The organism is Pseudomonas sp. ACM7 (assembly GCF_004136015.1).
GTDB lineage: Bacteria > Pseudomonadota > Gammaproteobacteria > Pseudomonadales > Pseudomonadaceae > Aquipseudomonas > Aquipseudomonas frigoris.
Map to the genome: position 1 here is coordinate 1,537,135 of NZ_CP024866.1, position 22,498 is coordinate 1,559,632.

General features: G+C 59.1%; 18 protein-coding genes. 16 read left to right on the forward strand and 2 right to left on the reverse strand.

Going from position 1 to position 22,498, the window contains the following annotated elements:
• Nucleotides 1-2: 2 nt before the first annotated feature.
• Nucleotides 3-1,127, reverse strand: a complete 1,125-nt coding sequence (locus CUN63_RS07305) for a polysaccharide deacetylase family protein (RefSeq protein WP_129438282.1) — start codon at nucleotides 1,125-1,127, stop codon at nucleotides 3-5.
• Nucleotides 1,128-1,359: 232 nt separating this feature from the next.
• Between CUN63_RS07305 and yaaA the strand changes: the two genes are divergently transcribed.
• The 16 genes from yaaA (at nucleotide 1,360) to CUN63_RS07385 (ending at nucleotide 21,475) form a co-directional block, all read left to right on the forward strand.
• Entirely contained in the window at nucleotides 1,360-2,139 is a 780-nt protein-coding gene (yaaA, locus tag CUN63_RS07310) for a peroxide stress protein YaaA (RefSeq protein ID WP_129438284.1), read from the forward strand.
• Between the two features lie 805 nt (nucleotides 2,140-2,944).
• Nucleotides 2,945-4,261: a nucleotide sugar dehydrogenase gene (locus CUN63_RS07315; RefSeq protein ID WP_129438286.1), complete on the forward strand. Its 1,317-nt coding sequence runs from the start codon at nucleotides 2,945-2,947 to the stop codon at nucleotides 4,259-4,261.
• A gap of 210 nt (nucleotides 4,262-4,471) precedes the next feature.
• The gene (gene alg8 / locus CUN63_RS07320) at nucleotides 4,472-5,953 is read left to right on the forward strand and encodes a mannuronan synthase (RefSeq protein WP_371927029.1); all 1,482 of its coding nucleotides are present in this window, start codon (nucleotides 4,472-4,474) and stop codon (nucleotides 5,951-5,953) included.
• Between the two features lie 35 nt (nucleotides 5,954-5,988).
• Nucleotides 5,989-7,158, forward strand: a complete 1,170-nt coding sequence (locus tag CUN63_RS07325) for an alginate biosynthesis protein Alg44 (protein WP_129438290.1) — start codon at nucleotides 5,989-5,991, stop codon at nucleotides 7,156-7,158.
• A 63-nt stretch (nucleotides 7,159-7,221) separates the two neighbouring features.
• Nucleotides 7,222-8,577 (forward strand): alginate biosynthesis TPR repeat lipoprotein AlgK, encoded by a 1,356-nt coding sequence (gene algK / locus CUN63_RS07330; protein ID WP_129445071.1) that lies wholly within the window; start codon nucleotides 7,222-7,224, stop codon nucleotides 8,575-8,577.
• Nucleotides 8,574-10,058, forward strand: coding sequence for an alginate export family protein (locus CUN63_RS07335; RefSeq protein WP_129438293.1), 1,485 nt, complete (start codon nucleotides 8,574-8,576; stop codon nucleotides 10,056-10,058). The genes algK and CUN63_RS07335 overlap by 4 nt, the downstream gene beginning before the upstream one ends.
• 26 nt (nucleotides 10,059-10,084) lie before the next feature.
• Complete coding sequence (algG, locus tag CUN63_RS07340; RefSeq protein ID WP_129438296.1) at nucleotides 10,085-11,674, forward strand: mannuronan 5-epimerase AlgG; 1,590 nt, start codon at nucleotides 10,085-10,087, stop codon at nucleotides 11,672-11,674.
• A gap of 10 nt (nucleotides 11,675-11,684) precedes the next feature.
• The gene (locus tag CUN63_RS07345) at nucleotides 11,685-13,133 is read left to right on the forward strand and encodes an alginate O-acetyltransferase (protein ID WP_129438298.1); all 1,449 of its coding nucleotides are present in this window, start codon (nucleotides 11,685-11,687) and stop codon (nucleotides 13,131-13,133) included.
• A 10-nt stretch (nucleotides 13,134-13,143) separates the two neighbouring features.
• A complete protein-coding gene (locus CUN63_RS07350; RefSeq protein WP_129438300.1) occupies nucleotides 13,144-14,277 on the forward strand; it encodes a mannuronate-specific alginate lyase in 1,134 nt (377 codons plus the stop codon).
• Between the two features lie 213 nt (nucleotides 14,278-14,490).
• Nucleotides 14,491-16,056 (forward strand): MBOAT family protein, encoded by a 1,566-nt coding sequence (locus CUN63_RS07355; protein WP_129438302.1) that lies wholly within the window; start codon nucleotides 14,491-14,493, stop codon nucleotides 16,054-16,056.
• An 11-nt stretch (nucleotides 16,057-16,067) separates the two neighbouring features.
• A complete protein-coding gene (locus CUN63_RS07360; protein WP_129438305.1) occupies nucleotides 16,068-17,243 on the forward strand; it encodes an alginate O-acetyltransferase in 1,176 nt (391 codons plus the stop codon).
• A 14-nt stretch (nucleotides 17,244-17,257) separates the two neighbouring features.
• Nucleotides 17,258-17,911 carry an alginate O-acetyltransferase AlgF gene (locus CUN63_RS07365; RefSeq protein ID WP_129438307.1) on the forward strand — a complete coding sequence of 218 codons (654 nt, stop codon included), beginning with the start codon at nucleotides 17,258-17,260 and terminating at the stop codon, nucleotides 17,909-17,911.
• A gap of 106 nt (nucleotides 17,912-18,017) precedes the next feature.
• Nucleotides 18,018-19,469, forward strand: a complete 1,452-nt coding sequence (locus tag CUN63_RS07370; protein WP_129438309.1) for a mannose-1-phosphate guanylyltransferase/mannose-6-phosphate isomerase — start codon at nucleotides 18,018-18,020, stop codon at nucleotides 19,467-19,469.
• A gap of 284 nt (nucleotides 19,470-19,753) precedes the next feature.
• The gene (locus CUN63_RS07375) at nucleotides 19,754-20,218 is read left to right on the forward strand and encodes a multidrug transporter (RefSeq protein ID WP_129438311.1); all 465 of its coding nucleotides are present in this window, start codon (nucleotides 19,754-19,756) and stop codon (nucleotides 20,216-20,218) included.
• A gap of 34 nt (nucleotides 20,219-20,252) precedes the next feature.
• The gene (locus CUN63_RS07380) at nucleotides 20,253-21,080 is read left to right on the forward strand and encodes an SDR family oxidoreductase (RefSeq protein WP_129438313.1); all 828 of its coding nucleotides are present in this window, start codon (nucleotides 20,253-20,255) and stop codon (nucleotides 21,078-21,080) included.
• Entirely contained in the window at nucleotides 21,077-21,475 is a 399-nt protein-coding gene (locus tag CUN63_RS07385; protein ID WP_129438315.1) for a DUF4440 domain-containing protein, read from the forward strand. Before CUN63_RS07380 ends, CUN63_RS07385 begins: the two co-directional genes overlap by 4 nt.
• Before the next feature lie 165 nt (nucleotides 21,476-21,640).
• On the opposite strand, the gene CUN63_RS07390 is transcribed toward CUN63_RS07385, so the two are convergent.
• On the reverse strand, nucleotides 21,641-22,489 hold the full coding sequence (locus tag CUN63_RS07390; RefSeq protein ID WP_129438317.1) for an HlyD family secretion protein: 849 nt from the start codon (nucleotides 22,487-22,489) through the stop codon (nucleotides 21,641-21,643).
• Between the last annotated feature and the right edge of the window lie 9 nt (nucleotides 22,490-22,498).

The window sequence follows — 22,498 nt, forward strand, 5'->3', positions numbered from 1 at the left end:
TTTCAGCGAAACGCGTCCTGACAGTCTTCCCAGCCGATTCCGCTTTGCGCCGTTTGCGTGATGAGCCAGGGCATCGCCGTTTTCAGCGCATCCTGCTTCACGTTGAAGTTGATCACCCCGTGGCGCCACAACAGCATCAGACTCAACACCCGTTGCGCACTCTGATTGGCTTTTAGCTTGCCCGCACCATCCTGGGCATCGATATCCCACAGCGCCACCTGCAAGCCCTGGGATTTGAAGAATCCTTCAGCGTCAGACCGACGTTGACCATCGGGCGGCCGAAACAATGGCACGTAGTTTTCGGGCAGTTTGCTTTTGACCAGTTCGACGCTGCGTCGCACCGAGTCCTGCCAGTCCTGCCAGTGGCTGTGGGAGCGAAATTCCCAGCCTTGTGCGCCAATGCACTGCTTCGAGTACGTCGCTTGCAGGCTGGCTACCGAACGATCGGCCAGACGGGCCTGGATGTCCTTGCCGAGGACGAAGAACGTGCCGTTCATGTTCGACTTGCGCAGGTATTCCGTGGCCCAGGCGGTGTTATCCGGCGCAGTATTGGCGGCGCTGTCGAAGGTCAGCAAAAACAGCCGGTCATGCATCTGATCGCCGTTGCGCTCATAGTCGCCAAAACGATCGACTTCGCTGCTGGTTTGCGGAAACAGCGCTGCCTTGCGCAATTGCTCGTCCAGGTACTGGGCGTGGAACAGCCGGCTCGGCTCGGCCCACTTTATGTAGTAGCTCTCATCGCTGACCTGAAACTTGGCGGCTTGCTGGCGCAGGGTGTCCATGTCCTCGACCAGGAAACAGAAGGAGGCATCCTGATCGCAGCTCTGCTGGGCGTAGTTGTAGTTGGTCAGCAGCCGCTGCCACATGCGCTGGCGCAGGTTGTTGATCGACTCCAGATTGACCGTGCGCAACCCCAGGCGCTGGGCCAGGCTCACTTCATCCAGGGATTCGCTGGCCAACAGGACGCGAGAAAACATGAGGATCTCGGCCCGTGACGCCACATCAAACAGGGTCGGGCTGTTGAGCTGTTCAGGCCAGGTGCTGCGATCAAGCGTCGCCACATCGCCCGACGCCGCCATGGCACCGAAGCTCAACAGCCAGGCCGAGAATAGAAAAACGATACGCAATGGGATGTCTCCATAACAAAACCCGCGCGGCACTATATCGCGGGAAGATCAAAAGATCGCAGCCTCGCTTCGCTCGACAGCTCCTACAGATGTACGCGCACCGTAGGAGCTGTCGAGCGAAGCGAGGCTGCGATCTTGTTCCATGACACCACCGATCACCTATGACGCTCATCGCTGGAGTGAACACGGACAACCCCCTAGAATCGCCCCCACGATTAAAGGAGACGACTTCATGCTGATGGTGATTTCCCCCGCCAAGACCCTCGATTACGAAACACCGCCGGCGACCCAGCGCTTCACCCAGCCACAATATCTCGACCATTCCCAGGAGCTGATCCTGCAATTGCGCGAGCTGGCCCCTGCGCAGATCAGCGAGTTGATGCACGTCTCCGACAAGATCGGCGGGCTCAACGCCGCGCGTTTCGGCAGCTGGACGCCCGCGTTCACTCCGAAAAACGCCAAACAGGCACTGCTCGCCTTCAAGGGCGACGTCTACACCGGGTTGAATGCTCAAACCTTCAGCGAGGCCGATTTCGATTACGCCCAGCAGCACTTGCGCATGTTGTCCGGCCTGTACGGCCTGCTGCGCCCACTGGACCTGATGCAGCCGTATCGACTGGAGATGGGCACCAAACTGGCGAATGCCCGTGGCAAGGACTTGTATGCCTTCTGGGGCACACGGATCAGCGAATGGCTGAACGAAGCCCTGGCCGATCAAGGCGATGACGTGCTGCTGAACCTGGCCTCCAACGAGTACTTCTCGGCGGTCAAACGCAACGTCCTGAACGCGCGCATCATCAATACCGAATTCAAGGATTTGAAGAACGGCCAGTACAAGATCATCAGCTTCTACGCGAAAAAGGCCCGCGGCATGATGAGTCGCTTCGTCATTGAAGAGCGTATCAACGACCCGCAAGCCCTCAAGCAGTTCGACGTACAAGGTTATCGCTACAGCGCCGAGCAGTCTAAACCGGACAATCTGGTGTTCCTGCGCGATCACGGCCCCGAGTAAACACCTGGTTGGCGCACGCCTCATTAAGGGTCGTGCGCCACGTCCAATCGTCCAACAATTCCCCGCCTCATTCGTCATATTACTGACGCCAGAAATCAATCACTCGATTTCCTAACTTTAGTTTCACTCGACTTTGTTGAATTTTTTCAGTAGTGGCACTGAAATTTTTTATCGGTAGTGGCACATAACTATCTAATCCGACAATAACCCTATATATCAAGGGCGAAACAGGCGTTGCTATCAATATGAGAGCAGTGCCATCTTTTTCAATATTTCAAGAAATTTCAGAATTCGCGATGGGTGGACAGGAACTATGTCCAAATGCGTCGCTCATACCACCGGTAACCATTCTCTCTGAGCTTGTACGAGATAACTTACGCAGAGAAGAGATTCACGTAGCAAAGTTGTCACATTAACTTCCGCGAACGGGTCCCTGATTTGGGCAACACATGAAGGACAGGAGATAAACATCTTGAGTATCCCCTACGAGGCCAAGGCTGCGCCCCTATAAACGTGCTCACCTGAGCACCCAACCGCTTGATTTACGGGCTTACGCCTGGCATTGAGCGCGCAAGACCTTTGCACGAATGTCTTCTGATTAGAAGATCTGCTGCATAACAGGGCACGCCATAACAATAAAAGCCTAGTTGCGCACCTTTTGAGTGAACTTATTTAGACACTCGGAACTTATATGCCTGCACGCGGCATTGTGGCGCCTTTAAGGCGCACTTCCGAGTGCACTACCACCGCTGAACACCATTAACTCCGGCCATGTAATGGCTTGATAAACACAGAGGTAATTGCGATGCGCATCAGCATATTTGGTTTGGGTTACGTCGGCGCAGTATGTGCCGGTTGCCTGTCTGCACGGGGCCATGACGTCGTTGGCGTCGATGTTGCCAAAGACAAAATCGATATGATCAACGCCGGTAAATCGCCGATCGTTGAACCGGGTCTGGGCGAGCTTCTGCAGAAGGGTATCGAGACGGGCAAATTGCGCGGCACGACCAACTTCGCCGAGGCGATTCGTGACACCGACCTGTCGATGATCTGCGTCGGCACGCCGAGCAAGAAGAACGGCGACCTGGAACTGAACTACATCGAAGCCGTGTGCCGCGAGATCGGTTTTGTCCTGCGTGACAAGACCACCCGTCACACCATCGTGGTTCGCAGCACCGTACTGCCAGGCACTGTGGCAAACGTAGTGATCCCGATCCTCGAAGACTGCTCCGGCAAGAAAGCCGGCGTCGACTTCGGCGTTGCAGTGAACCCTGAGTTCCTGCGTGAAAGCACCGCGATCGCCGATTACGACCTGCCGCCAATGACCGTCATCGGCGAGTTCGACAAGGCTTCCGGCGACGTTCTGCAATCGCTGTACGAAGAACTCGACGCTCCGATCATCCGCAAGGACATCGCCGTGGCCGAGATGATCAAGTACACCTGCAACGTGTGGCACGCCACCAAGGTGACCTTCGCCAACGAGATCGGCAACATCGCCAAGGCTGTCGGCGTCGATGGTCGCGAAGTGATGGAAGTGGTCTGCCAGGACAAGACGCTGAACCTGTCCCAGTACTACATGCGCCCTGGTTTCGCGTTCGGCGGTTCCTGCCTGCCGAAGGACGTTCGCGCCCTGACCTACCGCGCCGGTTCCCTGGATGTGGAAGCACCGCTGCTCAACTCGCTGATGCGCAGTAACGAGTCCCAGGTGCAGAACGCCTTCGACATCGTCACCAGCCACGGCAAACGCAAAGTCGCCCTGCTGGGTCTGAGTTTCAAGGCCGGTACTGACGACCTGCGCGAAAGCCCACTGGTTGATCTGGCGGAAATGCTGATCGGCAAGGGCTACGACCTGAGCATCTACGACACCAACGTCGAATACGCCCGTGTCCACGGTGCGAACAAGGACTACATCGAGTCGAAGATCCCTCACGTCTCGTCCTTGCTCAACTCCAATTTCGACGACGTGATCAACAGCTCCGACGTGATCATCCTCGGCAACCGTGACGAGAAATTCCGCGCCCTGGCGCAGAACGCTCCACACGGCAAGCAAGTGATCGACCTGGTCGGTTTCATGTCCCAAGCCACCAGCGTGAGTGGCCGGACTGAAGGCATCTGCTGGTAATGCGGTCGTAGGAGCTGTCGAGTGAAACGAGGCTGCGATCTTTCCAGGTCCACTTGAGTTTCAAGCGAAAGATCAAAAGATCGCAGGCTTCGCCAGCTCCTACAGGATTTCTGGCGTCATCCAGACCGGATGTCGCCAGTTTTCGTAAGCCTGCCTTAACCCCATCGGGCCACCCCACAGGCTCGCCCGAGATAGAGACGGATGCAGATTATGCACAGGCTAAAGCACGGCCTACTTCAGGCCGCCGGTTGGCTGTTTTACTTAAGTATTTTGATGGGCATCGCCATGGCGTTGCCTGCGTCCACGTTCGACTCCGAGTCGAAGGACTTCATCTTCCTGATCGGTATCGTCGGTATCTGGCGCTACTCGATGGGTGCCACGCACTTTTTGCGCGGCATGCTGTTTCTGTACGTGGTCTACCCGCACCTGCGGCGCAAAGTGCGCAAGCTGGGTAAAGCGGCAGACCCGTCCCATGTGTTTCTGATGGTCACCAGTTTTCGTATCGACGCGCTGACCACCGCCCAGGTCTACGCCTCGGTGATTCGCGAAGCGATCGACTGCGGCCTGCCGACCACCATGGTCTGCTCCATCGTGGAAATGTCCGATGAGAAGCTGGTGAAAAGCCTTTGGGTGAAAATGAATCCACCGGCTCGCGTCAAGCTCGACTTCGTGCGCATTCCCGGCACCGGCAAGCGCGATGGCCTGGCTTACGGTTTCCGCGCCATCTCCCGCCACCTGCCGGACGACCGCGCAGTGGTTGCAGTGATCGATGGCGACACGGTGCTCGCCGAAGGCGTCGTGCTCAAGACCGTGCCGTGGTTCCAGCTGTTCGGCAATGTCGGCGGCCTGACCACCAACGAGTTCTGCGAAGTGCGCGGCGGCTACATCATGAGCGAGTGGCACAAACTGCGATTCGCCCAGCGCCACATCAATATGTGCTCGATGGCCCTGTCCAAGCGCGTGCTGACCATGACCGGGCGGATGTCGGTATTCCGCGCCACCGTGGTGACCAACCCGGACTTCATCGCCGACGTGGAAAGCGACTCGCTGCAACACTGGCGCCTGGGTCGCTTCAAGTTCCTCACCGGTGATGACAAGTCGAGCTGGTTCAGCTTGATGCGCCTGGGCTACGACACGTTCTACGTACCGGACGCCGCCATTCACACCGTGGAACACCCGCCGGAAAAAAGCTTCATCAAGGCCAGTCGCAAACTGATGTTCCGCTGGTACGGCAACAACCTGCGGCAGAACTCCCGCGCCTTGGGCCTGGGGATGAAACGTCTCGGCCTGTTCACTTCGGTGGTGCTGTTCGACCAGCGTGTATCGATGTGGACATCGCTGTTGGGCCTGACCGTCGCGATCATCGCCAGCTTCAAGTACGGCATCGCGTTCATCCTGGTTTACCTGCTGTGGATCGGCATTACCCGTCTGATCCTGACCGTGCTGCTGTCTTTGTCCGGTCACACGATCGGCCCGGCCTACCCGGCGATTCTCTATTACAACCAGATCGTCGGCGCGCTGGTGAAGATCTACGTGTTCTTCCGCCTCGACCGACAGTCCTGGACTCGCCAGCCCACTTCCCTGACCCGTGATCTCGCCAGCTTTCAAGGTTGGTTCAACACTTGGTCGTCTCGGACCATGACCTTCTCCGCCGGCAGCATTTTTGTTGCTGTGCTGCTGATGATGGTCTGACCGAACTCGCCTGAATTAACTAGGAAATCGTCCATATGAATACCGCCGTCAACGCCAACGTAGTGCATGAATCAGAAGCCCAGCGCCAGCACGCCCGGGTAAAAATCCCGGCCAAGCTGCGCTTCTACGGTCCTGACCGGACCCCGGTAGAAGCTCGGGTCATCGACCTCTCCGCTGGCGGCCTGGCTTTCAACGCCGGTCAGCTGCCATTGAAGATCGGCGATGTGTACAAGGCTCGCCTGCAGTTCGTCATCGATAACCTCGGCCTGGCCATGGACGTCGAGTTACTGGTGCGCTCCCACGACCGCGAAACCGGTCGTACCGGTTGCCAGTTCCAGAACCTCGAATCCCAGGATATTTCCACCCTGCGCCACCTGATCACTTCGCACCTGGCCGGCGACATCGTCACCATGGGTGAAGTGCTGGCCACCCTGCAACGCGACAACTTCACCAAGGCGCGCAAGAACAAGGATGGCGGCCACGGCATGACCCCGTTCGGTCGTCTGCGTGCAGTGACCTTCAGCTTCGCGATCTTCCTCGTCGGTCTGACGGCATTCGGCTTCATCTTCAAGTCGGTGTACGGCATGTACTTCGTCAGCCACGCCCAGGCCGGTCTGGTCAGCGTGGCAGGTATGAACATCACCATGCCGCGCGACGGCACGGTGCAGAGCCTGATCAAAACCGACGGCGTTGCGGCCAAAGGCGCGCCACTGGCGACGTTCAGCACCAGCATGCTCGACGTACTCAAAGGCCATCTTGACGACAATCAATTACAACCGGCCAAGGTTGAAGAACTGTTCGGCAAGCAAATGACCGGCACCCTGACGTCGCCGTGTGATTGCACCGTAGCGCAGCAAATGGTCGCCAACGGTCAGTACGCCAGCAAGGGCGACGTGATCTTCCAACTGGTGCCGCGTAACAGCGAAGCCAACGTTGAAGCGCGCTTCTCCTATCGCCAGTTCGGCGACGTGCTGCCAGGCAGCTCGGTCAGCTTCCAGATCGCCGGCGAAGACAAAACCCGCTCCGGCACGATCATCAGCAGCACCAGCCTGAAAAGCGCCGACCTGTCGTCCGACATCCGCGTGCTGATCAAGCCTGACGAGCCGCTGGACAGCAAATTCGCCGGTCGCCCGGTTGAAGTCAACGCCACCCGTGGTCCGAACCTGAACTGGCTGATCGACAAAGCCATGGCCGCCGGTCGATAAAAACAAGAGGACATACCCGTGACTAGCCCACTCAGAATCCTGCCAGTCCCGCTGACTCTGGCCATGGCAATCGCCCTGGCCGGATGCGCCGGCCTGCCCGACCAGCGTCTGGCCAACGAAGCCCTCAAGCGCGGTGATACCACGCTGGCGGCGCAGAATTACCAGCAATTGGCAGACCTGGGCTACAGCGAAGCACAGGTTGGCCTCGCCGATATCCAGGTCGACAGCCGTGACCCGGCGCAGATCAAGAAAGCTGAGGCGACTTATCGCGCTGCGGCCAGCGTTTCGCCGCGGGCTCAGGCTCGCCTGGGTCGTCTGCTGGTGGCCAAACCCGGCTCCACCGAAGCCGAACAGCACGAAGCCGAAGGCCTGTTGAAGAAAGCCACTGCCGCAGGCGAAGGCAACACCCTGATCCCGTTGGCCATGTTGTACCTGCAATACCCGCACAGTTTCCCGAACGTCAACGCACAACAGCAGATCAGCCAATGGCGCGCCGAAGGCAAGCCGGAAGCGGGCCTGGCCCAAGTGCTGCTCTATCGCACCCAGGGCACTTACGACCAGCATCTGGACGAAGTGGAAACGATCTGCAAAGCCGCGTTGAACACCACCGACATCTGCTACGTCGAACTGGCCACGGTCTATCAGAAAAAAGCCCAGCCAGAGAAACAGGCCGAGCTGATCAAGCAAATGCAAGCCGCTCAGGCTCGCGGCGCGGTTTCCGCCCAGCGGGTGGACAGCGTGGCCCGCGTACTGGGCGATGCATCCCTGGGCACGACCGACGAGAAAACCGCCCAGTCGCTGCTCGAAGGCATCGCACCCGGCTACCCCGCTTCCTGGGTCAGCCTGGCGCAACTGCTCTACGACTTCCCGGAACTGGGTGACGTCGACAAGATGATGAAGTACCTGGACAACGGCCGCGCCGCCGACCAGCCGCGTGCCGAACTGTTGCTGGGCAAGCTCTACTACGAAGGCAAAATGGTGCCGGCCGACGCGAAGGTCGCCGAAGAACACTTCAAGAAAGCCGTCGACAGAGAAGTGGCCGCCGATTACTACCTCGGCCAGATCTACCGTCGCGGTTACCTGGGCAAGGTCTATTCGCAGAAAGCGCTGAATCACCTGCTCAAGGCTGCGCGTAACGGTCAGAACAGCGCCGACTTCGCCATTGCCCAACTGTTCTCCCAAGGCAAGGGCACCCGGCCCGACCCGCTTAACGCTTATGTCTTCAGCCAATTGGCCAAGGCTCAGAACACCCCGCAAGCCACCGAGCTTGCACAAACACTCGAAGCCCAACTGCCGCCTGCCCAGCTCGCCGAGGCCCAACGCCTGTTGAAACAAGAACAGGCCGTTCGTGGTGCCTTGAGCCAGAACCCGCTGGAACTGCATGCCCTGGAAGAAGAAGACGGCGAGGAATCCCTATGAAGTTGAATCCATTTGTTAAGGCCGGTATTGGCCTGTCATTCGCCCTCTTGTGGTCGTGCCCGACCCTGGCGGCCCTGACTGAAAGCAAGAACTACGGCCTTGACGTGAAAGTCACCGCCCAGTCCGAAGACGACGCCGACCTCGGCACTGCCAAGGGCGGTGACGTCAATGGCGTCGGCCTCGACTTGCGTCCGTGGATCTATGGCGAGAGCGGCGCGTGGAGCGCCTACGCCATGGGCCAGGCGGTGACGTCCACCGACATCATCGAAACCGACACCCTGCAACAGGCCGACGACGCCAACCAGACCACCAACAGCGGTGATCGCACGTCCAAGAAAAATTACCTGGCGATGCGTGAATTCTGGGTCGGCTACAGCGGCCTCACGCCCTACCCCGGCGAGATGCTCAAACTCGGTCGCCAGCGCCTGCGCAATGACGACGGCCAATGGCGCGACACCAACATCGAAGCCCTGAACTGGACCTTCGACACTACCCTGTTGCGCGCCAACGCCGGTGTTGCCGAACGCTTCAGCGAGTACCGCACCGACCTCACAGAACTCGCGCCCAAGGACAAGGATCGCCTGCACGCTTACGCCGATGCGGCGTACCAGTGGACCCCAGGCAACTGGGTCGGCATTCGTGGTCATCACACCCACGATGACGGCAAGCTCGACTACCCGCAACCGGGTGTGGCCGGCGACTCGCTGGACAAGAAACAGAACGGCGACATCAGCTGGATCGGCCTCACCGCCGACAGCGATGCCTACAACTGGCGCAACACAAACACCGTCAACTACTGGGGCAGCGTCACCGGCATGAGCGGCGACCGCGACAAGGTCAACCCGTTGAACGCCGATGGCACCGCTCCGGCACAAGCCAAAACCAATGGCAATGTTGATGGTTGGGCCACCGATTTGGGTGTGCGTCTGCGCCTCGATCCGCAATGGCAAGTGGGTGCAGCTTATGCCCGTGCCAGCGCTGATTACGAACAGAACGGCCTGCAAAGCAACCGTTCGAACTACACCGGTACTCGCTCGCGGGTTCACCGTTTCGGCGAAGCGTTCCGTGGTGAAACGAACAATATGCAGTCCGCTACCTTGTTCGGTTCGTGGATGCTCAACGACGAATACGACGCCAGTGTGATCTACCACAAATTCTGGCGCGTCGACGGCAGCAAGCCGGTCGGCAGCAACGGCATCAACGCCGTCGAGAACAACACCGACGACGCGACCGGCGCGATTCTTTCCAGCACGTCCCTGCCGCTGCAAGATGGCAACAACGACCTCGGTCAGGAAATGGACGTGGTCGTCACCAAGTACTTCAAGCAAGGCCTGCTGCCCGCAGCCTTGAGCCAATCGATCGATGAGCCTTCGGCCCTGGTGCGTTTGCGTGGCGGCGTGTTCAAGCCCGGTGATGCGTACGGCAAAGGCGTCGACTCGTACATGCACCGCGCGTTTGTCGACGTGATCTGGCGCTTCTGATGCGAACCGCTAAGGGAGTTCCTGACATGAACAGTCCGAAGAGAGGCTCGATAACCTTGCTGGCCAGCGCGATGTTGCTGGCCAGCACGGCAGTCTTCGCCACTGTGGAGCCGGCCTCGCCCGTTCACAAAGGCCAGCCGGCGACCATTGCCAAGGGGTTGCAACAGGCCAGGACCTACACCGTCAGCAGCGCACCGACTGCGCCGCTGGAGCTGGCCAAACCGAAACTGCCGGACACGTCCGGCTACACCGCCGAAGCCATCGCCGCGAAAATCGTGCGCACCACGGCCGGCAAAATCAGCGTGCGCCGGATGATGCAGGAAGACGCGCTGAAGGACTTCATCGGCGGCGACAACAAGATGTCTGAATGGGTGGTGCGTCAGCACGGCATCCCGCAGGCCATCTTCGTCGACGACGGCTACATGAACCTCAAGGATCTGGCCAAGAAGGTGCCCAAGCAGTACTTCAGTGAAACCTCGCCGGGTGTGTTCCTGGCGAAGTTGCCGATCGTGGTCGGTAGACACGGCATTCTGGAAATCGACAAGCAGACCCAGGAATTGCGCCTGTCCCAAGAGGCCGGTTCGTTCCTGGTCAACGACGGTCAGCTGTTTGTGCGTGATACCAAAATCACTGGCTGGAGCGAGAAGGCAAACGGCCCGGCGGCCTTCAAGTCGCCGAAGGAATTCCGTCCGTTCCTGCTGTCCTGGGGCGGCACCGAGACCTACATCGCCAACAGCAAAATCGCCAGTTTCGGCTACGCCAACAGTAAGTCCTATGGCGTGAGTATTTCCCAATACACGCCGAACATGGCCAAGGTACTCAAGCGCCCTGAACCGACCGGCTGGATCGTCGGCTCCGAGTTCTCGGACATGTGGTACGGCTTCTACTGCTACGAAACCCGCGACTTTGTGGTCAAGGGCAACACCTACAAAGACAACATCGTCTACGGCATTGACCCGCATGACCGTTCCCACGGTCTGATCATTGCCGACAACACGGTATTCGGTACCAAGAAGAAGCACGGGATCATTATTTCCCGAGAAGTGAACGACAGTTTCATCTTCAACAACCGCAGCTACGACAACAAGTTGTCGGGCCTGGTGATCGACCGTAACAGCGTGAACAACCTGATCGCCTACAACGAGATCTACAAGAACCACACCGACGGCATCACCCTCTACGAGAGTGGCGACAACCTGCTGTGGGGCAACAAAGTGATCAGCAACCGTCGTCACGGCATCCGGATTCGTAACAGCGTGAACATCCGCCTCTACGAAAACCTGTCCATGGCCAACGGCCTGACCGGTGTCTACGGACACATCAAGGACCTGAGCGACACGGACCGTGACATTAAGCTCGACCCGTTCGACGCCCAGGTGTCCCTGATCGTGGTCGGCGGCGAACTGGCCGGCAACGGCAGCGGACCACTGTCCATCGACTCGCCGCTGAGCGTCGAATTGTATCGCGTGTCCATGCTCGCACCGACCAAATCCAGCGGCATCAGCTTCTCGGGAATTCTCGGTGAGCGCCAGGATGAAATTCTCGACCTGCTGGTACGCCAGCAGAAAGCCGTGCTGATCGACCCTGTCGAACGCCAGACCGAAATGCGGGACTGAGGATAATTTTATGCACCCACACTTGATCAAATTACTCAGCCTGTCGGCTCTGACCGTCGGCATTTTCGCGGCCAGCGCCGGCGCTCGTGCCGATGAAGCCAAAGCACCTGCCTTCAGCGCCGAGCCGTGCTGCAGCCTGTGCCCGGCAGCCAACGACCCGAAGAACTACACCACGCGTTACCAGCAGAACTTCACCACACTGGTACAGGCTCAGGGCGATTGGCTGTTCCGTACGCAAGAAGACTTGCGCACCGAGTTCGACACCACACCCGGCGGCTACAAACGCATGAAAGAACTGCACGATGCGTTCAAGAGCAAAGGCATTGAACTGGTCATCGTTTACCAGCCGACCCGTGGCCTGGTGAACCGCAACAAGCTCAACCCGGAAGACAAGGCCAAGTACGATTTCGACAAGGCCCTGAAGAACTACAAGACCATGCTCGGGCGTTTCGCCGCCATGGGCTACACCGTGCCGGACCTGTCGCCGCTGACCAACGAGTCGCTGCCTGACACCCTGCCGGCCCACGATTTCTACTTCCAGGGCGACCAACACTGGACGCCGTATGGCGCCCAGCGCACGGCGAAAATCGTCGGTGAGCAAATCAAGAAAATGCCGGCCTTTGCCGACGTGCCCAAGCGCGAATTCGAGAGCCATAAGTCGGGTCGTATGGGCAAGACCGGAACGTTACACAACATGGCTGGTCAACTCTGTGGCACCAGCTACGCGATCCAGTACATGGATCAGTTCACCACCGAGCCGAAAGGCGAAGCAGCTGATGGCGATCTGTTCAGTGATTCCGGCAATCCGGAAGTCACCCTGGTCGGTACCAGCCACAGTGGCAAGAACTACAACTTCGCCGGTTTCCTCGAAGAGGCCATCGGCGCCGACATCCTCAACGTGGCGTTCCCCGGCGGTGGCCTGGAAGGTTCGATGCTGCAGTACCTGGGCAGCGAAGAGTTCCAGACCAAGCCGCCGAAGATTCTGATCTGGGAATTCTCGCCGCTCTATCGCCTCGACCAGGAAACCATCTACCGCCAGATGATGGCGCTGCTGGACAACGGTTGCGAAGGAAAGGATGCACAGATGACCGGCAGCACCACGTTGAAACCGGGCAAGAACGAATTGATGGTCAACAGCAAGAACCTGAACCTGCAAAACAGCAGCCACCAGGTTGATATCCGCTTCGCCGATCCGTCGGTGAAAACCCTGCAAGCCACCCTCTGGTACATGAACGGTCGCCACGAGGACATCAAGATCGAGAAACCGGAAACCTCCGATACCGACGGGCGTTTCGCCTTTGAGTTGCGCACGGACGATGACTGGGCCTCGCAGAATCTGCTGGCCGTCGAAGTCCAGGGCCCTGAAGCAGGTGCCGCGCCACAGAAAGTCGAAGCGAAAATCTGCAAACGCAACGTGTTCCCTGGCGTTGGGCAGCGTACCGCTCAAGCCGGGCAATGAGGCAACTCTTATGACATGCATGCAAACCCGAACTTTGAAAAAGTTACTCGCGCCCTCCCTGCTGACTCTGGCGATGTTCGCTGGCGCCACCCAGGCAGCCGCGCCCCTGCGTCCGCCACAGGGATACTTCGCGCCGATTGAAAAAGTCAAAACCGGCGACAAGAGCGAAGGCTGTGATGCGATGCCGACGCCGTACACCGGCTCGCTGCAATTTCGCAGCAAATACGAAGGTTCCGACAAGGCCCGTTCGACCCTGAACGAGGCATCGGAAAAAGCCTTCCGCGACAGCACCGCCGACATCACCAAACTGGAACGCGGCACCAGCAAGCGCGTGATGCAGTACATGCGTGACGGTCGTCCGGAACAGCTCGAATGCACCCTCAATTGGTTGACCGCCTGGGCCAAGGCTGATGCGTTGATGTCCAAAGACTTCAACCACACCGGCAAGTCCATGCGCAAATGGGCGTTGGGCAGCATGGCGTCGTCCTATATCCGCCTGAAGTTCTCCGACTCGCATCCGTTGGCGAACCATCAGCAAGAGTCGCAACTGATCGAAGCCTGGTTCAACAAAATGGCCGATCAGGTGGTCAGCGACTGGGACAACTTGCCGCTGGAACAAACCAACAACCATTCGTACTGGGCCGCCTGGTCGGTGATGGCAACGTCCATCGCCACCAACCGCCGCGACCTGTTCGACTGGTCGGTGAAGGAATTCAAGGTCGGCGCCAATCAAATCGACGCCCAGGGTTTCCTGCCCAACGAACTCAAGCGCCAGCAACGCGCCCTCGCCTATCACAACTACGCCCTGCCGCCGCTCGCGATGATCGCCAGTTTCGCTCAGGTCAACGGTGTGGACTTGCGTCAGGAAAACAACGGCGCATTGAAACGCCTGGGTGATCGAGTGCTCGCGGGTGTCGAAGACCCGGAAGAATTCGAGAACAAGAACGGTAAGGATCAGGACATGACCGACCTGAAAGTCGACTCGAAATTCGCCTGGCTCGAACCGTTCTGCACGCTCTACACCTGCTCGCCGGATGTGCTTGAGAAAAAGCACGAGATGCAGCCGTTCAAAACCTTCCGCCTCGGTGGTGACCTGACCAAGGTCTACGACCCGGCGAACGAGAAGGGCAAAAAAGGCTCCTGAAGGCACATATAAAACCTGTGGGAGCGAGCTTGCTCGCGATGACTGAGTGTCAGTCGACATCGATGTGAATGTCAGACCGCTATCGCGAGCAAGCTCGCTCCCACAGGGGTCAGTGTCGAGTTTGAGTTTTGTGTGTTACGCCCTCCGGTTTTCGGTGGGGGGTTAGGGGGGGCCATTGGCCCTTGACTGTTGGTTAAACATGGAGAGACCGGGATGGTATTTTCATCCAACGTGTTCCTGTTTTTGTTCTTGCCGCTCTTTCTCGGCATGTACTACTTAAGCGGAATACGCTATCGCAACCTGCTGCTGCTGATCGCCAGCTACGTGTTCTATGCCTGGTGGCGCGTGGACTTCCTTGCGCTGTTCGCAGCCGTCACGCTGTGGAACTACTGGATCGGCCTCAAAGTCGGTGCCGCAGGCGTTCGGACCAAACCGGCACAACGCTGGTTGCTCCTGGGCGTGGCCGTCGACCTGTGCATTCTCGGCTACTTCAAGTACGCCAACTTCGGCGTCGACAGCATCAACGCGATGATGACCTCCGTCGGTCTGTCGCCGTTCATCCTGACCCACGTGCTGTTGCCGATCGGGATCTCGTTCTACATCTTCGAGTCCATCAGCTACATCATCGACGTCTACCGTGGTGACACGCCGGCGACCCGCAACCTGATCGACTTTGCCGCTTTCGTGGCGATCTTCCCGCACTTGATCGCTGGTCCGGTGTTGCGCTTCCGCGATCTCGCCGACCAGTTCAACAACCGTACCCACACCCTCGACAAGTTCTCCGAAGGTGCGACGCGATTCATGCAGGGCTTCATCAAGAAGGTCTTCATCGCCGACACCCTGGCGGTGGTGGCCGACCATTGCTTCGCCTTGCAGAACCCGACCACGGGCGATGCCTGGCTCGGCGCCCTGGCCTACACCGCGCAGCTGTATTTCGACTTCTCCGGTTACAGCGACATGGCGATCGGTCTGGGCTTGATGATGGGTTTCCGCTTCATGGAAAACTTCAAACAGCCGTACATCAGCCAGTCGATTACCGAGTTCTGGCGTCGCTGGCACATCAGCCTGTCCACCTGGTTGCGTGACTACCTGTACATCACGCTGGGCGGTAACCGTAAAGGTACGCTGATGACCTATCGCAACCTGTTCCTGACCATGCTGCTCGGTGGTCTGTGGCACGGCGCGAACATCACGTACATCGTCTGGGGCGCCTGGCACGGCATGTGGCTGGCGATCGAAAAAGCCCTCGGCCTGAACACGTCGCCGCGCAGCATCAACCCGATCCGCTGGGCGCTGACCTTCCTGCTCGTGGTCATGGGCTGGGTAATCTTCCGCTCGGAAAACCTGCACGTCGCCGGTCGTATGTACGGCGCGATGTTCAGCTTCGGCGAATGGTCACTGTCGGAACTCAACGCGGCCAGCCTCACCGGCCTGCAAGTGGCGACTCTGGTAGTGGCTTACATGACCCTGGCGTTCTTCGGCATTCGTGACTTCTACACCAACCTGCCGCCTGAGAAGACCAAGCCTGTTGTGAACGTCGAGGCCGATGGCCCGGCTGCCGCGACCCCTGGAATGATCAAAGCCGTACCGGGCGACAACCCGGGCAGCATCCACGAACCTGGCTACACCGTTGGCGTTGAAGCGACTGTGCAACCGGCCTACTGGACCGCTGACTGGTCCCGTTACGTGATGCGCACGCTGGTACTGGTGTTGTTCATCGCCTCGATTTTCAAACTCTCGGCGCAAAGCTTCTCGCCGTTCCTTTACTTCCAGTTCTGAGGGATCTGACTATGACCCGCTCATTACGCATCCTCTACATCGCCTTGTTCCTGCTGACCCTGCTGGTGCTGGGCGTGTGGTCCACGCGCAGTTTCTTCGGCTTTAGCACCAGCGCCGAAACGACGGTGCTCAACGGCCGCTGGAGCAAAGCTGTGGAGACGCATTACGACGACGAGTTCCCAATCAAGCGTCTGGGCACCAACCTTTGGGCTGCGCTGGATTTCAAACTGTTCAACGAAGGTCGTCCGGGCGTCGTGCTCGGCCGCGATCAGTGGTTGTACAGCGATGAGGAATTCAACCCGATCGTCAACGAAGAACTGAACCTGCAAGGCAACTATGCGCTGGTTGAAGGCGTGCGCCAGGAACTGAAAGCGAAAGGCGTGAAATTGGTCATGGCGATCGTGCCGGCCAAGACTCGCCTGTACCCGGAACACCTGGGTGAAGTGAAGCCTTCGAGCATCCACGCCAACCTCTATGAGGACTTCCACGCTCATGTGGCGGCCAACAAGGTCCTCGCGCCCGACCTGTACGGCCCGATGCTGAAAGCCAAGCTGGACGGTCAGCAAGTGTTCCTGCGCACCGACACCCACTGGACCCCGGAAGGCGCACAAATCGCCGCCGAGACCCTGGCGAAATCCATTACCGACAAATACCCGCTGAGCGGCGAGCCGCATCACTTCATCACTGAACCTGCGGAGAAGGTGACTCACAAGGGCGACCTGCGGTTGTTCCTGCCGCTGGACCCGCTGTTCGAAAACCTGATGCCCAAGCCTGAGCCGTTGCAGAAACGCAACACCGTTGCGGCCCAGGACCAGCCTGCCGGTGATGACGCCCTGTTCGCCAACACTGAAGTGCCGGTGGCCCTGATCGGCACCAGCTACAGCGCCAACCCCAACTGGAACTTCGTCGGTGCGCTGAAACAAGCGCTGAACAGCGACGTGGTCAATTACGCCGAAGACGGCCACGGCCCGATTCTGCCGATGCTCAGCTATCTGAAAAGTGATGCTTTCAAGAACAGCCCGCCACAGGTGCTGATCTGGGAGTTTCCTGAACGTTATCTGCCTGTGAACAACGAAATCGGTGACGCCGACCCGCAGTGGGTCGCAGAGCTCAAAGAAGCCGGCGCTCGCCAACAAAACGTAGCCGCAAACACTAAATCCGAGACGCCCGACCGGGCGCAAAACTGAAAGAGAGGTACACCATGACTTTCACTACTACTCCTCGCCGTCTCGCCAAGACCTTCGCACTCGTTGCAGGCATGAGCGTTCTGTCGATGTCCGCCTTCGCAGGCGATGCCGCGCTCTACGGCCCGACCGCACCGAAAGGCTCAAGCTTCGTGCGTGTCTACAACGCCGGTAACGCTGAAGTCAGCGCCACCGTCGGCACCACCAACCTGGCCGAAGTCGCGCCGCTGTCCAGCACTGACTTCAGCTTCATGCCGGGCGGCGACTACAGCGCCAAGGTCGGTAGCCAGTCCCTGCCGGTGAAACTGGCCGGTGATCACTATTACACCCTGGTCAACAACGCCAGCGGCGCACCGCAACTGATCGAAGAGCCGCCGTTCAAGAACAAGCAGAAATCCCTGGTTCGCGTGCAGAACCTCAGCGACAAGGCCCTGACCCTGAAAACCGCTGACGGCAAGACCGAAGTGGTCCCGACCGTGGCCGCCAAGGGCCGTGGCGAGCGTGAAATCAACCCGGTTAAAGTCAGCCTGGCTCTATACGATGGCGACAAGAAAGTCGGCGACGTGAAACCGGTTGCCCTGGAACGCGGTGAAGCCGCCGTGCTGTACGTGACCGGCACCGGCAGCAGCCTGGCGCCAGTCTGGGTAAAACGCCCGGTTTCGACGCGCTAATCATATTTTCGGGTAGCCCACGGGCTACCCGGACACGGAATAAGAACAAGAGTGAAACGACAGAACGCAGTAGCTCTGACCCATACGATTTTCAAGGAGTAACAACATGATTCCGGTGATCTTGTCAGGTGGTAGTGGCTCACGTCTTTGGCCGCTTTCGCGCAAACAGTTCCCTAAGCAATTCCTCGCCCTGACCGGCGAACAAACATTGTTCCAGCAAACCCTGGAACGCCTGGTGTTCGAAGGCATGGACACCCCGATCGTAGTCTGCAACAAGGAACACCGTTTCATCGTCAACGAGCAGCTGGCCGCCCGTAAACTGGACGTGCAGCGCATCCTGATGGAACCGTTCGGCCGCAACACCGCGCCAGCCGTGGCCTTGACCGCACTGATGCTGGTCAACGAAGGTCGCGACGAATTGATGTTGGTGCTGCCAGCCGACCACGTGCTGGAAGATCAGAAAGCCCTGCAACGCGCGCTGGCCCTGGCCACCGTCGCTGCAGAAAACGGCGAAATGGTGCTGTTCGGCGTACCGGCCACCAAACCGGAAACCGGCTATGGCTACATCAAGTCGACCAATGATTCGCTGCTGCCGGAAGGCGTCAGCCGCGTCTCGCACTTCGTCGAAAAACCGGACGTGAAACGCGCCACCGAGTTCGTCGAGTCCGGCGGTTATTTCTGGAACAGCGGCATGTTCCTGTTCCGCGCCAGCCGTTTCCTCGAAGAGCTGAAAAAACACGATCCGGACATCTACGACACCTGCGTGCTGACCCTGGAACGCAGCGAGCAGGATGCCGACACGGTCGACATCGACGCCGCCACCTTCGCTTGCTGCCCGGACAATTCCATCGACTACTCGGTGATGGAAAAAACCCAGCGCGCCTGCGTCGTACCGCTGACCGCCGGCTGGAGCGATGTCGGTTGCTGGGCGTCGCTGTGGGAAGTGAACGAAAAAGACGCCAACGGTAACGTCACCAAAGGCGATGTGGTCATTCAGGACAGCAAAAACTGCATGATCCACGGCAACGGCAAACTGGTGTCGGTGATCGGCCTGGAAAACATCGTGGTCGTCGAAACCAAGGACGCCATGATGATCGCCCACAAGGACAAGGTCCAAGGCGTGAAACAGATGGTCAACACCCTCAACGAACTAGGCCGCAGCGAAACCCAGAACCACTGCGAAGTCTATCGTCCGTGGGGCTCCTACGACTCGGTGGACATGGGCGGCCGCTTCCAGGTCAAGCGCATCTCGGTCAAACCGGGCGCGTGCCTGTCGCTGCAGATGCACCACCACCGCGCCGAACACTGGATCGTGGTCAGCGGCACTGCTGAAGTGACCTGCGACGAAAACGTGTTCCTGCTCACTGAAAACCAGTCGACCTACATCCCGATCGCCTCGGTCCACCGCTTGCGCAATCCGGGCAAGATCTCGTTGGAAATCATCGAAGTGCAATCGGGCAGCTACCTGGGCGAAGACGATATCGAGCGGTTTGAAGATATCTACGGTCGCTCTACCCCGATCGAACGCGGCGTGTCGGTGAAAACCATCGCGCGGTGATTGATCTGTAACACAAGAAGCCCCCGCCCGACCCGCTGCGTTTCCCTATCCGCAGCGGGTTGGGTGGGGGCTTTTTTTGTCTGGCGTTTTTGTTGCCTCCGCGGGCCTCATCGCGAGCAAGCTCGCTCCCACATTCGACCGAGTTGTCTTATGGGAATGCGATTAAATGTGGGAGCGAGCTTGCTCGCGATGAGGCCATCACTTCCACCAACAACAATCAAGCCCATCGCCAACCGCACCCACGCTTAGGTAGGATGACCTTCTCCCTTCCCGAGGTTTGCGTCATGTTCATCGGCGTCTTGCTGGTCATCACCTGGCTGATTTTGTTGCTGCGCTACCCGGCCAAAGCACTGCCCGTCTCCGTGGCGGCGGCCATCGGCCTGGGGCTGGTGGCGACGTGGGTGATCTGGATGGACAACCGCGAGGTCAAGCAACTGGCGCGCCTGGAGTTGCGCATCACTTACGCGCCAGAACAGTGCCCGGCCGACCGCCCACTGCAACTGAAGATGAAAAACGGCAACGACGTGCCGCTGACCGAACTGCGCTGGCGCATCGCAGCCTATGCGCCGGGCGACACGGTCAATCTGGCCGACAATCAATACGCCGCACCGCGCTATCGCGGCCCCGGCGAACTGCAGGCCGGCGCGAACTGGGAAGACTGTTTGCCCCTGCCGCCGCTGCGCCCTGGCTATCGCCCGCAAACGCTGGAGTTTCGCGCAGAGCGTTTGCAAGGTAGTTTCTCCGATTGATCTTCCCTTCCTCTTTTTGCACAAGGACCGCGCCATGCCTGTTGCGTTGATTACCGGTTGCTCCAGCGGCATTGGCCGCGCCCTCGCCGAGGTGTTCAAAAGTGCCGGATACGAAGTCTGGGCCAGCGCCCGCAAGACAGAAGACGTGGCGGCGCTGGCCGCTGCCGGTTTCACCGCCGTGCAACTGGACGTCAACGATGGCGCCGCGCTCGAACACTTGAGCGAGCGCATCAACCAGCAACATGGCGGCCTCGATGTGCTGATCAACAATGCCGGTTATGGCGCCATGGGGCCGTTGCTCGACGGCGGTGTACCGGCCATGCAGCGGCAATTCGAAACCAATGTGTTCGCCATCGTCGGCGTCACCCGCGCCCTGTTCCCGGTGCTGCGTCGCGCCAAGGGGCTGGTGGTGAACATCGGCAGCGTGTCCGGGGTTTTGGTCACGCCATTCGCCGGCGCCTACTGCGCCTCGAAAGCGGCGGTGCATGCCTTGACCGATGCGTTGCGCATGGAACTGGCGCCGTTTGGCGTGCGGGTCATGGAAGTCCAGCCGGGCGCCATCGCTTCCAGTTTTGCCAAGAATGCCGGCCATGAGGCGGAGCAGTTGATTACCGAACAATCGCCGTGGTGGCCCCTGCGTGACGGCATTCGCGCACGGGCCAAGGCCTCCCAGGACAACCCGACCCCGGCCAGTGAATTTGCCGCCGGTTTGCTCAAGGCCGTGCAGCAGAGCAAACCACCGCGCCTGATTCGTTTGGGCAATGGCAGTCGGGCGTTACCGTTGCTGGCGGGGTTGTTGCCTAAAGGGCTGCTGGAGGCGGGGTTGATGAAGCGGTTCGGGCTGAAGGGGCAACTTCCATGACCGACTACACCGAATACTTTGATGAAGTGATCCAGGCCCACATCGCCATCGAGCAATGGTTGGCCGAGGATCAAGACGAGCCGGCGCTTGAACGGTTGCTGACGCGTTTTTCACCGCAGTTTTCCATGGTCTCGCCGTTGGGCCGGGCGCTGGATTTCGATGCGTTGAGTGAGTTGTTTTTGATGGCGGGCGGGAAGAAGCTCGGGTTCAGAATTGAGCTCAGCGAGTTGCGCGGCATCGCTTTGTACGACGGTGGTGCAGTGGTGAGTTATCGCGAGCAGCAGACCGATGCGACGGGGCTGCACTCTGATCGGCGGTCGACGGTGGTGTTTGAGAAACGGGCCGATGGCCAGCTCATTTGGCGGCATTTGCATGAGACGTTTTGCAAGGAGTGAACTGCCGCTATTTGTCAGTGGGACCGAGTCGCCTTCATCGCGAGCAAGCTCGCTCCCACACTTGATCTGAGTCGTACACATACTTTGTGTTCATTGCAGATCTAATGTGGGAGCGAGCTTGCTCCGGGCGGCGTTCCGACGATGAAGGCGACTCGGTCTAACGGTTTACTTAACAACCACAGTGCACGTAATCCCCGCCGCCAACAGCACACCCTCCGGCACTTCATCAATGTGAATCCGCACCGGCACCCGCTGCGCCAAACGCACCCAGTTAAAGGTCGGGTTCACATCCGCAATCAGCTCGCGGCTCTGCGGGTTATCACGGTCGTAGATGCCGCGAGAAATGCTTTCCACATGCCCCTTCAACACTTCCCCGCTCATCAACTGCATGTCGGCTTTATCGCCGACCCGCACGTGGGGCAATTTGGTTTCTTCGAAGAAGCCGTAGACCCAGAACGAGTTCATGTCGACCACGGCCATTTTCGCTTCGCCGATGCGCGCGTAGTCGCCGCGGTGCACATTGAGGTTGGTCACATAACCGTCCACCGCTGCGCGGACCTCGGTGCGTTTGAGGTTCAGTTCGGCGGCTTCGAGCTGTGCCTGAGCATGCTGGTAATCGGCCAGGGCCGAGTCGGCGATGTTGCTGGCGTCGTCGCGGTTTTCCCTGGAGATCACCAGGTTGTCCATGTCAGCGCGGCGGTGGGCGTTGACCTTGCGCATCTCCCACGTCGACTTGCGTGAGGCCACCAGCGCCTGCGCCTGTTTGACCGCGATGCGGTAGTGCTCGGGGTCAATCTGCATCAACAGATCACCCTTCTTTACCCGTTGGTTGTCGCGCACCGGCACGTCCACCACTTCCCCGGTGACGTCGGCGGCGACGTTGATGATGTCGGCGCGCACCCGGCCGTCGCGGGTCCACGGGGTGTCCATGTAATGCACCCACAGGGTCCGGCCGATCCACATCGCAAGAGCCAGCACCAGCAGAGTGGCGAGCAGGCTGAAAAGCTTTTTCATCAGGGCCTT

Excerpts from the sequence above, each read along its gene's own strand:
- yaaA (WP_129438284.1), top strand. The coding sequence starts at position 1,360 with ATGCTGATGGTGATTTCCCCCGCCAAGACCCTCGATTACGAAACACCG.
- CUN63_RS07315 (WP_129438286.1), top strand. The coding sequence starts at position 2,945 with ATGCGCATCAGCATATTTGGTTTGGGTTACGTCGGCGCAGTATGTGCC.
- alg8 (WP_371927029.1), top strand. The coding sequence starts at position 4,472 with ATGCACAGGCTAAAGCACGGCCTACTTCAGGCCGCCGGTTGGCTGTTT.
- CUN63_RS07325 (WP_129438290.1), top strand. The coding sequence starts at position 5,989 with ATGAATACCGCCGTCAACGCCAACGTAGTGCATGAATCAGAAGCCCAG.
- algK (WP_129445071.1), top strand. The coding sequence starts at position 7,222 with ATGGCAATCGCCCTGGCCGGATGCGCCGGCCTGCCCGACCAGCGTCTG.
- CUN63_RS07335 (WP_129438293.1), top strand. The coding sequence starts at position 8,574 with ATGAAGTTGAATCCATTTGTTAAGGCCGGTATTGGCCTGTCATTCGCC.
- algG (WP_129438296.1), top strand. The coding sequence starts at position 10,085 with ATGAACAGTCCGAAGAGAGGCTCGATAACCTTGCTGGCCAGCGCGATG.
- CUN63_RS07345 (WP_129438298.1), top strand. The coding sequence starts at position 11,685 with ATGCACCCACACTTGATCAAATTACTCAGCCTGTCGGCTCTGACCGTC.
- CUN63_RS07350 (WP_129438300.1), top strand. The coding sequence starts at position 13,144 with ATGACATGCATGCAAACCCGAACTTTGAAAAAGTTACTCGCGCCCTCC.
- CUN63_RS07355 (WP_129438302.1), top strand. The coding sequence starts at position 14,491 with ATGGTATTTTCATCCAACGTGTTCCTGTTTTTGTTCTTGCCGCTCTTT.
- CUN63_RS07360 (WP_129438305.1), top strand. The coding sequence starts at position 16,068 with ATGACCCGCTCATTACGCATCCTCTACATCGCCTTGTTCCTGCTGACC.
- CUN63_RS07365 (WP_129438307.1), top strand. The coding sequence starts at position 17,258 with ATGACTTTCACTACTACTCCTCGCCGTCTCGCCAAGACCTTCGCACTC.
- CUN63_RS07370 (WP_129438309.1), top strand. The coding sequence starts at position 18,018 with ATGATTCCGGTGATCTTGTCAGGTGGTAGTGGCTCACGTCTTTGGCCG.
- CUN63_RS07375 (WP_129438311.1), top strand. The coding sequence starts at position 19,754 with ATGTTCATCGGCGTCTTGCTGGTCATCACCTGGCTGATTTTGTTGCTG.
- CUN63_RS07380 (WP_129438313.1), top strand. The coding sequence starts at position 20,253 with ATGCCTGTTGCGTTGATTACCGGTTGCTCCAGCGGCATTGGCCGCGCC.
- CUN63_RS07385 (WP_129438315.1), top strand. The coding sequence starts at position 21,077 with ATGACCGACTACACCGAATACTTTGATGAAGTGATCCAGGCCCACATC.
- CUN63_RS07390 (WP_129438317.1), bottom strand. The coding sequence starts at position 22,489 with ATGAAAAAGCTTTTCAGCCTGCTCGCCACTCTGCTGGTGCTGGCTCTT.